This is a genomic window from Pontibacter lucknowensis, from assembly GCF_900156415.1.
In the GTDB taxonomy this organism is placed as follows: domain Bacteria; phylum Bacteroidota; class Bacteroidia; order Cytophagales; family Hymenobacteraceae; genus Pontibacter; species Pontibacter lucknowensis.
Genome location: NZ_FTNM01000002.1, coordinates 125435 through 137311 on the forward strand (window position 1 = coordinate 125435; position 11877 = coordinate 137311).

10 protein-coding genes are annotated in these 11877 nt (G+C 53.1%); all 10 read left to right on the forward strand.

Translation table 11 applies throughout. The features are described from left to right. The 10 genes from BW972_RS06685 (at nucleotide 1) to BW972_RS06730 (ending at nucleotide 11865) form a co-directional block, all read left to right on the forward strand. Entirely contained in the window at nucleotides 1-462 is a 462-nt protein-coding gene (locus BW972_RS06685; RefSeq protein WP_007657790.1) for a phosphatidylglycerophosphatase A family protein, read from the forward strand. Beyond that, entirely contained in the window at nucleotides 463-834 is a 372-nt protein-coding gene (locus BW972_RS06690; protein ID WP_007657789.1) for a GtrA family protein, read from the forward strand. It begins immediately after the preceding gene. Next, complete coding sequence (locus tag BW972_RS06695; RefSeq protein WP_076421580.1) at nucleotides 821-3424, forward strand: DUF5686 and carboxypeptidase-like regulatory domain-containing protein; 2604 nt, start codon at nucleotides 821-823, stop codon at nucleotides 3422-3424. The genes BW972_RS06690 and BW972_RS06695 overlap by 14 nt, the downstream gene beginning before the upstream one ends. 18 nt (nucleotides 3425-3442) lie before the next feature. After that, the gene (locus BW972_RS06700) at nucleotides 3443-4162 is read left to right on the forward strand and encodes a CDP-alcohol phosphatidyltransferase family protein (protein ID WP_076421581.1); all 720 of its coding nucleotides are present in this window, start codon (nucleotides 3443-3445) and stop codon (nucleotides 4160-4162) included. A 16-nt stretch (nucleotides 4163-4178) separates the two neighbouring features. Then, the gene (locus BW972_RS06705; RefSeq protein ID WP_076421582.1) at nucleotides 4179-4739 is read left to right on the forward strand and encodes a DUF4833 domain-containing protein; all 561 of its coding nucleotides are present in this window, start codon (nucleotides 4179-4181) and stop codon (nucleotides 4737-4739) included. A gap of 7 nt (nucleotides 4740-4746) precedes the next feature. Continuing rightward, a complete protein-coding gene (locus BW972_RS06710) occupies nucleotides 4747-5367 on the forward strand; it encodes a sterol desaturase family protein (protein ID WP_076421583.1) in 621 nt (206 codons plus the stop codon). A 1-nt stretch (nucleotide 5368) separates the two neighbouring features. Next, the gene (locus BW972_RS06715; RefSeq protein WP_076421584.1) at nucleotides 5369-6319 is read left to right on the forward strand and encodes a phosphatase PAP2 family protein; all 951 of its coding nucleotides are present in this window, start codon (nucleotides 5369-5371) and stop codon (nucleotides 6317-6319) included. 37 nt (nucleotides 6320-6356) lie between these two features. Further along, the gene (locus BW972_RS06720) at nucleotides 6357-6986 is read left to right on the forward strand and encodes an HAD family hydrolase (protein ID WP_076421585.1); all 630 of its coding nucleotides are present in this window, start codon (nucleotides 6357-6359) and stop codon (nucleotides 6984-6986) included. 323 nt (nucleotides 6987-7309) lie between these two features. Then, nucleotides 7310-8221 (forward strand): ABC transporter ATP-binding protein, encoded by a 912-nt coding sequence (locus BW972_RS06725; protein WP_076421586.1) that lies wholly within the window; start codon nucleotides 7310-7312, stop codon nucleotides 8219-8221. Next, a complete protein-coding gene (locus tag BW972_RS06730; RefSeq protein WP_143731947.1) occupies nucleotides 8218-11865 on the forward strand; it encodes an ABC transporter permease/M1 family aminopeptidase in 3648 nt (1215 codons plus the stop codon). The genes BW972_RS06725 and BW972_RS06730 overlap by 4 nt, the downstream gene beginning before the upstream one ends. Nucleotides 11866-11877 lie beyond the last annotated feature (12 nt).

The following is an 11877-nucleotide window of genomic DNA, read 5'->3' on the forward strand; positions in this document are numbered from 1 at the left end:
ATGCTGAAATTACACAAATTGGTTTCCACCAGCCTGGGCATCGGCTACATAGGCAAGGGGGGCGGTACAGTAGCTGCTGTGGCGGTCTGCCTGTGCCTGTATGCGCTGCCGCAGGCAGGTGGGAGCCAGCTTGTTATCTGGCTTCCTGTCATCACCCTGCTGCTCACGGTGCTGGGCGTTTGGTCGGCCAACGAAGTGGAGCCGCACTGGGGCAAAGATGATAAGAAAGTAGTGATAGACGAAGTGGCGGGCATGCTGATCACCATGCTGTTTATACCTGTGTCGCTCAGCACCCTGCTGGCCGGACTGGTGCTGTTTCGCTTCTTCGATATTGTGAAGCCGCTTTATATCCGAAAGCTGGAGAAAGTGAGGGGAGGACTGGGCGTGATGCTGGACGACGTAGTGGCGGGTGTTTACGCAAATATTGTTTTACAAATATTGCTTTACCTGAAGCTATTCTAAATGTTTACCTTTCTGAAGGCGCAGGCTGCTTCTCTGGTAGCTTCCGCTGTCGACTTTCTGGTCACGGTGCTGGTTGTGGAACTGCTCGGCATTTGGTATGTGGCAGGCACCGTAATTGGCACTATTTCAGGGGGCATTACACATTTCGCACTCGGCCGAAACTGGGTGTTCCAGGCCGCACATAAAACTGTGCCAACGCAGGCAGTTAAATATCTGATCATCTGGAAAGGAAGCCTGGTGCTGAACGCATCTGGAGTGTACGTGATAACGCACTATGGTGGTCTGCCTTACCTCTACTCCAAAATAATCACTTCGCTGCTTGTCGGCTTTTTCTACAATTACATTTTTCAAAAACGATATGTATTCAGATAGGAATATGTATAGCGTATACCTATACCGGCTGATTTGCTTCATGTTGCTTATGGCGGCAGGAGTACAGGCCACACCAGTGATGGCCCAAGGCCTCACAACGATTAAAGGCACCGTAAAAGACGCTGCCACCAACGAGGCGCTCATCGGCGTTTCTGTTTTTATACCTGGCACCAGCACGGGTACCAGCACCGACTACGAAGGGAACTTCCAGATCCGGACAAACCAGATCGTCAATAAAATACAATTCTCATACCTGGGATACCAGACCGCCTCGATGGCCGTGACGCCGGGGCAGGAGCAGACGCTGCACGTGAAGCTGCAAACCGATGCCAAAGTGCTGAACGAAGTAGTGGTGGTAGGCAAAAAGCGCAAGGTCAAGTACAGCAACAAGGATAACCCGGCGGTTGACCTGATCAGGCTGATCGTGGACAACAAAGCCAGGAACAGGCCGGAAAGCTATGACTACGTGCAGTATGAGCAGTACGAGAAAACGCAGATGTCGCTGGTGAACACACCGGAAAAACTGAAACGCAATCTCCTGCTGCGTAAATACGACTTCATTACCAACAACATCGACACTACCGTGCTCACGGGAAGGGCGGTGCTTCCTTTCTTCATACAGGAGGAGTTGACGGAGCAGTATTACCGCAAGTCTCCGCAGACGCGCAAGACCGTGGTAAAGGCCGAGAAGAAAGTAGACTTTGGCGAGTTTGTCGACAACCAGGGCATCATGGCCTACATGCAGCACATGTACCAGGACGTAGACATCTACGACAATAACATTACCATCCTGACCAACCAGTTTCTAAGTCCGATTGCCGACATGGCGCCTACGTTCTATAAGTTCTACCTCAAAGACACGGTAAGAACCGATGAGGGACAGCAACTGGCCAGGCTGCAATTTGAGCCGCGTAACCCGGCAGCCTTTATGTTCACTGGCAGTATGTACGTGACGCTTGACGGCACCTACGCCGTGCAGAGCGTGGACATGGAGGTGAGCAAGGGCGTGAGCATCAACTGGGTGCGCGATCTGAAGATCAAGCTGGACTTTGAAAAGAACCCGGACGGCCGTTACCACTTGAGCAAAAGCGGCCTTAAAGCCGACTTCGGCCTGACGCAGAACAGCGACATGGGCTTTTATGGGGAGCGGGTGGTTTCCTTCAGGGACTACAAGGTAAATGAAGCGCAGCCTGCATCGCATTACGAAGGCGAAGCTGTGGTGCGGACGCAACCGACCTCCGTGCTGGGCGAGGACTTCTGGCAGGCCAGCCGGCACGACTCGCTTTCGGCCGTGGAGGTGAATACCTATACCAACATCGACAGCCTGGTGAACATGAAGTCTTTCAGACGCACCATGGACTGGGGCACCGCCCTGATCGCAGGGTATAAGCGGGCTGGGTCCAAAATCGAAATAGGCCCGATCAACACATTCTACAGCTTCAATCCGGTGGAGGGCTTCCGGCTGCGCTTTGGTGGACGCACGACAAACAACTTCAGCAAGAAAGTGATGCTGGAGACTTACACTGCTTACGGTTTCAAAGACGAGCAGTGGAAGTACTACCTTGGCGGCACCTACTCGCTCACAGACCGCTCCATCTGGGAGTTTCCGGTGCGGGCTATCCGGGTAAGTTATCAGAAGGACACCAACATACCGGGTCAGGAACTGCAGTTTGTGCAGGAAGACAATTTCCTGCTTTCTTTTAAGCGTGGCGAAAACGACAAGTGGCTATACAACGAAACCTACAACATCGATTACCTGCGGGAGTTCGAAAATCACATGTCCTACCGCATCGGCTTCCGGAACTGGAGACAGGCCCCGGCCGGTTCGCTGCAATACATACCGGTGGGGGATGCCACCGGTGAGGACGAGTCGCAGCCACTTCAGCAACTCACCACCACTGAGGCTTCGATTGAACTGCGCTGGGCTCCGAACGAGCAGTTTTTGCAGGGTAAGATCTACCGCACACCGGTGGCTAACCGCCATCCGGTGTTCACGTTGCGCGCAGCTGCTGGTATAAAAGGTACCTTCGGGGGACAGTTTGAATATCAGAAGGTAGCCCTGAATGTGAGCAAGCGCTTCTACCTGTCACAGCTGGGCTATTCGGATGTGGTAACGGAAGGCGGCTACATTTTCGGGCAGGTGCCGTTCCCGCTGCTGTCGATTCACCGTGCCAACCAGAGTTACTCATACCAACTGCAGTCATACAACCTGATGAACTTCCTGGAGTTTGTGAGCGACCAGTATGCCAGCGTGCACATCGACCACGGCTTCAACGGCTTTATCTTTAACAAGCTCCCGTTGATCAAGAAAACAAAGCTGCGGGAGTTTGTCACTTTCAAGGCGCTGTATGGCAAAGTGCGCGAAGAGAACATGCCGCACGAAAACCCGGATCTGCTGCGCTTCCCGACAGATGCCAATGGTTTGCCACTCACGTATACGCTAGAAAGCAAGCCTTATATGGAGGCGAGCGTAGGTATAGGTAACATTTTTAACTTCTTCAGAATTGACGTAGTGAAGCGTCTGACCTACCTGGATCATCCAAATGTGTCCGATATAGGTATAAGGGGCAGGTTTAAGTTTGATTTTTAATACTTACAACATAGAAGTATGGACATGAAATCAGTGCGCGACGCGTTGCAGCAGGGAATCTACACGGTGATCAACCCTTTTGTGCGACTCCTGATCAGGCTGGGCTTCACACCCAACGCTGTTACCACCACCGGGCTTATCCTGAACATAGGGGTAGCAGCCATCTTTATCTGGGGCGGGGAAATTAGCAACCGGGGTGAGCTCGGATACGTGGGCTGGGCCGGAGCGCTGGTGCTGTTTGCCGGCGTGTTCGACATGCTCGACGGGCAGGTGGCCAGGCTGGGCAATATGAAGTCCACTTTCGGGGCCATGTACGACTCGGTGCTCGACCGCTACAGTGAAATGATCATGTTCATGGGTATCTGCTATTACCTGATTTCGCACCACTATCTACTCAGTTCACTCTTTGCCTTCATCGCCCTGATTGGCTCGATGATGGTGAGCTATACCCGGGCCCGCGCCGAGGGGCTGGGCGTGGAGTGCAAGGGTGGCCTGATGCAGCGCCCGGAGCGGGTCGTGCTGATCGGGGTATCGGCTATCGCCTGTGGTATTACCTACTATTTTGTGGGTGCAGATTACAAGGTATACGTGCCGGGCATTCCATTTCATATTTTTGAGACGATGTCGGTGTTCACACTGCCTATCACCGTGATGGCGGTGATGACGAACATCACAGCTTATAACAGGCTGATGGACTCCAAAAAAGCCATGGAGCAGAAAGAGATGGCAACCCGCTAAGGAGAAGCTTAACAACGTGAGAAAAATCTTTTACCCGGCACTCCTTCTGCTTTACACAGGTATAGGAAGTGCCAGCGGCCACAGTCCGGCAGGTATAGCCGAAGCAAAAGCCGACACACTGCCGGTGCCGAAGGGCATCAAAGAGCTGCTGTTTTATGTGCAGCGCGACCCGAATGCCAACACGGTTGTGTACGAACTGAACCGGACGACGCAGGGAGCGCTGAACGAAGCGGAGCCGATTCACCCGTTCTGGATCCGGTATGCGGATGGGGGAGAGCAGAAGGAGCTGAATTACATTCAGCGCAAATTTGCCTACGGTCTGAACACCAAAAAACTGGGCAAAGACCACTATGAGATCAAGTTCGTGAGTTATGGCAAACTGGCGCTATACCTACGCAAGACGGCCGATGGCAAGTACCGTGTCTATACCACGATAAACAGGGAAGAGGCTATACTGGACCGCGTGTTTGTGCGGATCGAAGGCGGTACATTTTGGGTGCCCAATGTGCTGTATGTGGAGCTGAGCGGCCGCGATGCCGCTACCGGGAAGGCAGTAACAGGACGTTTTAAACCTTAGTTTACAGATGAAAAAGAATTTCGTGTCTAACTCGCAGGAGTCTGTCAGGATGTTCAGGTATGACTGGATGGAAGCGCTGTCCAAAGTGCACTGGACGGTGCCGCTTTACATATACGTGCCGGTCATCCTCTTCCTGAGCTGGCTGGCGCTATATGTGGAGCAACTGTCGGTGCTTTTCTTTATAGGCTATGCCACACTTGGCCTGTTTGTCTGGACGCTAACCGAGTATGTGCTGCACCGCTTCGTGTTTCATTATGTGCCGAAGGCAAAGTGGGCCCTGCGCCTGCACTTTATTTTCCACGGTGTGCACCACGACTACCCGAACGATACCAGGCGGCTGGTGATGCCACCATCAGCCAGCATCCCCATGGCTACGGCGCTGTATTTTCTATTTGCATTGCTGCTGTCGGGAGGGGAGCTGTATGCTTTTTTTGCAGCCTTTCTGTTGGGCTATCTCTTTTATGATATTTCCCATTATGCCCTGCACCACTTCAACTTTAAAGGTGAGTTCTGGAAGAAGCTGAAAAAGCACCACATGCTGCATCACTACTCCGATGCTACAAAAGGCTACGGCGTGAGTTCTTCTCTCTGGGACAAGATTTTCGGTTCTGATTTTGACAAAAAATAAAATGAGTTTAACAACTACGGCAACAGAGGGGAAGGCGAAAGTAACACGGAAGAATGCCCTTGTTGTAGCCGCCCTTTCGATCGGTTATCTGCTGCTCTCGTACCTGCTGGTGGGGTTCAAGTCTGATCAGCTGGTGCTGGTGGGGCTGGCAAACGCCCTCTACTTTGCAACGCCCATCACCCGTAAGTTCATCACCGGCTTCTCTATCTTTATCGTGTTCTGGGTGCTCTACGATTACATGAAAGCCTTCCCGAACTACTGGTTCAACACCGTGCACATCGAGGACCTGTACAATACCGAGAAAGCAGTGTTCGGCATCCGGAATGGCGAAGGTATACTGAGCCCCAATGAATTCTGGCAGCAGCACAGCAACGCCTTTCTGGATGTGATGAGCGGTATCTTCTACCTCAGCTGGATACCGGTGCCGCTGGCTTTTGCCGGCTTTCTGTTTTTCTGGAACCGGCAGCAGTTTGTGTACTTTTCGCTCACGTTTCTGCTCGTCAACCTGCTGGGATTTGTGGTCTACTACCTATACCCGGCTGCGCCGCCCTGGTACGTGCAGCTGCATGGTTTTGAGTTCATCGCCAAAACACCCGGCAACACGGCAGGCCTGGTGCGCTTCGATGAGTTTTTTGGTATCACCGTTTTCCATTCGCTCTATGCCAAGGGCTCCAATGTGTTTGCAGCCATGCCTTCGCTTCATTCCGCTTATCCGCTTATCGTGCTCTATTATGCCTTGAAGAACAGGCTAGGACTGGTAGCAAAAGTATTCTTTACCATCATCACGGTGGGTATCTGGTTTGCGGCGGTCTATACCTTGCACCACTACGTGCTGGATGTACTGGCAGGTATAGTATGCGCTTCCTGTGGCATCCTCTTGTTCAACTGGCTGGTGGCCAGAGAAGGTGCTGTGAGCAGAGCCATCGGGCAATTTGTAGCCGCCATCCGCTAACAAAGCCTGCAACCAGGCAAAAATCAATCTACACAACATGACAGAAGATAACTTCGCCATACAAAACAAGCGGCTCTATGAGCAGCTGCTCAAGCTGACAGCTGGCGACTACCAGGCCTTTCTGTACGACTGCGACGGCACGCTGGCGGATAACATGCAGGCACACAAAGATACTTACGTAAAGGTGGCTGCCGGTCAGGGCATCACAATCGATCCGGCCATTGTAGACGAGTTTGCCGGACTGCCTATACCTGCTGTGGTCGTTGAGATCAACAAGCGATACGGGAGCAGCTTCGATCCGGAGGCATTTGAAAGATCAAAATCAGAGCTGTTCTACCACGAGTTCATCTCCGAGACAAAGCCCGTGCAGTTTGTGGTAGACCACCTGGTAGCCCATGCCGGTAAGGTGAGGATCGGCGTGGTATCAGGCGGCTCCAGGAAGATGATTCAGAAGACGCTGGAGGTGCTGCAGATCGATCATTTGGTGGAAGTGCTGGTATGTGCCGGTGATACAGGGAAGGGAAAGCCTTTTCCAGACCCGTTTTTGCTGGCGGCAGAAAAGCTGGGCGTAGCACCCGAACATTGTCTGGTGTTTGAGGACGGGGTGCCCGGCGTGCAGGCTGCTGAGGCTGCTGGTATGCAGTGGATCAGGGTAGATCAGGTATAGGGAACAGGCCTTATACTTAGGCCTTGAGTAAAATCAAGTATAGAGTAATTTTTTAAGATGAAAGTAAAACCGCTCCCGCATGGCCTGAGCGGTTTTTTTATGCCTCCGGAAAGGGTAAAGAAAGTTATTGAAATGTAAGGGCAGGCCATAATAGCTCCTCCTCTGGAGGGCAAAATCATAACAACCTTCAGTTTATCACATCTTTTCGGAGTTTCATCACTTTTAGTTGAAGTCCTGTTTGCTGTTTTCTAATCTTACTCCTGTTAAAGGCCTGGTAATCAGCTGGGCGGGTGCAACAGGAACAAGACTAGACAAAAGAAACGATGGAATTAACGATCCGAAACATCTCCAAAACTTATCCGAATGGGGTGCAGGCCCTGCACAACGCCAGTCTGACAATTCCCGCAGGTATGTACGGATTGCTGGGACCGAATGGCGCCGGAAAATCCACATTGATGCGCATACTGGCCACCCTGCAGGAGCCGGACGAGGGACAGATCTTGCTCGGAGACATTGATGTGGTGCGTCAGAAAGCCAAAGTGCGCGAAACGCTGGGTTACCTGCCGCAGGAGTTTGGCGTGTACCGCAACGTGACGGCCGAGCAACTGCTCTCTCATTTTGCCATCCTGAAAGGAATCACGAGTCGTGCCGACCGCAGCGATCTGGTGCAGCAACTGCTGCGGCAAACCAACCTCTGGGAAGTGCGCAAACAGAAGCTGGGTGGCTACTCAGGTGGTATGCGGCAGCGCTTTGGTGTGGCAGTCGCCTTGCTCGGCAATCCGAAACTGCTGATAGTGGATGAACCTACCGCCGGCCTGGACCCTTCGGAGCGGGTAAGGTTTCTGAACCTCCTCTGCGAGCTGGGCGAGAACAGCATCGTGATTCTTTCAACGCACATTGTGGATGATGTATCTGAACTGTGCACGCACATGGCCATCATCAACAAGGGGGAAATACTCATGGAAGCAGAGCCGCTGCAGGCAACAAACGCTATGCAGGGGCAGGTATGGCGCAAGGTGATCCGGAAAGAGGAGTTCCCGGAAATAGAACGTGCGCATGTTGTGATCTCCACCAGGTTGCAGGCTGGGAAGTTTGTGGTGCGTGTCTGCAGCAGTAGTTTACCAGGCATAGGGTTTGAGCCTGTAGAAGCAACGCTGGAGGATGTTTATTTCAGTACCATGGCCGGGCTTAGCGGCAAACGACTACTGCAAGCCGGAAAGGAGGTGGTGCTATGATGTTCTGGGCGATGTTCCGGTTTGAGCTGCGCTACCTGCTGCGCCGCATTTCCACCTGGATTTACTTCGGCATTTACCTGCTGCTGACCTTTGCGATGGTGCTGAGTTTTACCGACAATGTGTACAGCGGAGATTATTTCCTGAATGCCCCGGTTGTGATCGCGGCTATTTCAGCCATTGCCAGTTTGCTGGCACTGCTGGTGATAGCAGCCGTGGCCGGCGAAGCTGCGACACACGACTTGCGGTCCAGAATAGATCCATTGCTGTATACTACGCCTGTCAGTAAGTTTGCCTACCTGGGTGGTAAACTGATGGGTGCTTTTGCTGTGATCGCCCTCGTTTTGCTGGCGCTGCCGCTGGGCCTGATGCTGGCGTTGGTGGTGCCAGGTATAGACAGGGCGCTTTTCGGTCCTTTCCAGTTTTCACCCTACCTGAGCTCCTTTCTGGTGATAGCACTTCCCGCTGCCTTTGTGTCTACGGTCATTTTGTTTTCGCTGGCCTTGCTGAGTCGCCATGCCATGCTGAGCTTTCTGGGAGGCGGACTGCTGTTTGTGGTGGCGCTGGTGAGCAAGGAGATGCTGGCAGACCACCTGGGGCTCTGGCAACTGGCCAGGCAGCTGGACTTTTCCGGCTTTACGATCGTGAGTGAGTTCCGGAAAACACAGACGCCCCTCCACATCAACACACAACTGGTGCCAATCGACGGCTGGCTGCTCTGGAACCGGGTACTCTGGCTGCTGATTGCATTCGGCTTCATGGCCATCGCCTTCGGTCGCTTTCGATTTGCACACCACGCCATCTCAGGTTGGTGGAGCCGGATCATGAAGCGCAAAGCTGTGGAGGCGCCTATTGTAGATGCAGTTCCCATTGCCGTTCCAAAAGTTCAGAAAGAGTTCGGACTGAGCTCCAGACTGCATCAGATGGCTGCCATCGCTTTACAAACCTACCGCGAGAACATGAAGAGCTGGGGCTGGATTGCTTTGTCAGGTATAGCGGGATTACTACTAATGCTATTGCCGGAGTGGCTGGAGGGGTCGCTCGGAGTGCCGACCCTTCCTACGACTGCCCGCATTACAGCCATTTACAACCTGTTCATGTTACGCTTGATCATAGTGGCAGTCATGGTCGTATACGCCGGTCAGCTCGTCTGGCGTGAGCGGGATGCCCGTATCAGTGATATAGCAGATGCTGCCCCCGTGCCCGACTGGGTTTTGCTGCTCAGTAAGCTGAGTAGTCTGATACTGATGCTGCTTACGCTGCAAATTGTATTTCTGCTGGCAGGTATAGCCACGCAACTGTCGCAGGGGTATGAGGCGCTGGAGATCGGCCTATACCTGCGAATACTATTCGGTCTGCAATTGGTTGACTATCTGTTGTTGGCGGTGCTGGCAATGGCCGTGCATGTGCTGGTGAATCATAAATACCTGGCGCACATCATCACGTTTGTCGTCTTTCTCTTCGGAGTATTCGCCTCAGAAATGGGTGTGGACAACAGGCTGTGGGTTTACGGTGCAGACCTAGGCTGGTCTTACTCCGAGATGCGTGGTTTCGGGTCGCAGTTGGCACCCTGGTTTTGGTTTAAGCTATACTGGGCCGCCTGGGCTGGGCTGCTTGCGTTGCTTACTTTCAGGTTTTGGGTGAGAGGCCGGGAAACAGGTATAGGGCAGCGAATGCGCCTTGCGGTGCTGCACCCGTCAAAACAAATGATACTGGTAGCCGCATGCGGCTTGCTGGCGGTTTTTTCGCTTGGTGCATTTGTGTTTTACCAGACAGATGTGTTGAGTGAGCAACTTTCAAAAAAGGAACTGATTGAGCGGCGTGCCACTTACGAGCACCTCTACGGAAAGTATAAGGACATACCTCAACCAACGCTGACAGCCACCAGCCTGCACGTAGAGTTATACCCGGATCTGGGGGAAGCGTGGGTGAGCGGAGTTTATACCCTTCAGAACAAAAGTGAGGTAACCATTGACAGCATCCACATAGCCACAGCCTTTGGCGTAGATACCAGGTATTTAGAGTTGAGTCGGGCAGCCAAAACTGTGCTCGAAGATCGGCCGCATCATCATTCCATTTTCATCCTCGAAGAGGCTATGCAACCCGGCGACTCGCTGGAGCTGAGCTTTGATCTGCAGTACAAGCCCAAAGGCTTTGCCGGGAAAGGGACAGACCATGCCGTGACAGCGAATGGTAGCTATTTTCTGAACCATGCCTGGCTGCCTGCCATCGGCTACCAGGCAAACCGGGAATTGAGCCTTGCACGTGACCGGCAGGCGCATCAGCTTCCTTCAAAGCCGGCTATTCAGCCACTACAGGAAGGAGAAGGACAGCGTCAGAACGCAGATCAGGCACGTATCCGCTTTGAGGCGGTGGTCGGCACTTCTGCAGATCAGACAGCCGTCACAAGCGGGAGCCTGCAGTATACCTGGACAGAGAAGGGGAGACGCTACTTTTACTACGTGGCTGACGTGCCCATACGCAACCTCTATACGTTTTACTCTGCTGCGTATGACCTGCGCGAAACCCAGTGGCAGGACGTGCTGATCCAGGTGCTTTACCATCCCGCGCATGCCCATCAGGTAGATCGGCTGCTCAAAAGTGCGGAAGCGTCGCTGGAATACTATACCCGTCACTTTGGACCCTACCCGCACCGTCAACTCCGGCTGGTGGAGTATCCCGGGGCAGGAAGCGGCGCATCGGCCTATCCGGGCACTATTGCCCTGACGGAAAAATTTTCGATGTTGAACCCTGCCGAAGATTGGCGGGATATCGACCTTGTTTTTGCGGTAGGGACACATGAAATAGCGCACCAATGGTGGGCGCATCAGTTGGTACCGGCTGACATGGAAGGAGCGGCACTGCTGACCGAGAGTCTCGCCTGGTATAGCGCCCTGGGGGTGGTCGAAGCCACTTATGGTGCCGGTCATCTGGAGAGATTACTTTGGGTGATGCGCCAGTCCTACCTCACACCCCGCTCCAAGGCCGATGTGCCGCTGCTGCAGTCCAATGATCCCTTCCTGAGTTACAGAAAAGGACCTTTTGCCATGTATGCCATCAAAGAGTACCTGGGAGAAGAGCAGGTGAACCGGGCCTTGCGCAAGTTGCTGCAAAAGTTCGGTTCAGGAGAGCCCTCCTTGCCTACTTCCCTGCATCTGTACCGCGAACTGCAGGCAGTCACCCCGGATTCCTTGCAGTACCTGTTGGTCGACCTGTTCGAGCAAAACACTTACTGGAATCTGGAAGCAAAGCAGGCTGTAGCTGTTCCAACAGCAGACGGACAATGGCAAGTGACACTCGATGTACGGGCGCAGAAGTCGGTGGTGGATACCTTAGGCAGGGAAACGGCTATACCTGTACATGATCTGGTAGAAGTAGGGGTGTATGCTGCTGGTCAGGAAGGTCAGTTGGGAGAGCTGCTATACCTGGAGAAGCACAGGCTGCATGCAGCGGAACAGCAGATCCAGTTCACCGTTTCCGCCAAACCCGCCCAGGCAGGTATAGACCCGCGCAACCTGCTGATCGACCTGGAAATGATGGACAATGTCAGAAAGGTGACAATTCAGAAACCAGCTGCGCCTACAAAAGCCCTTTATGTACGGCAGTCAGCGCAACTGATCAATTTCATGCTGGATACCATGTTTTAGCGCCATCCGTCA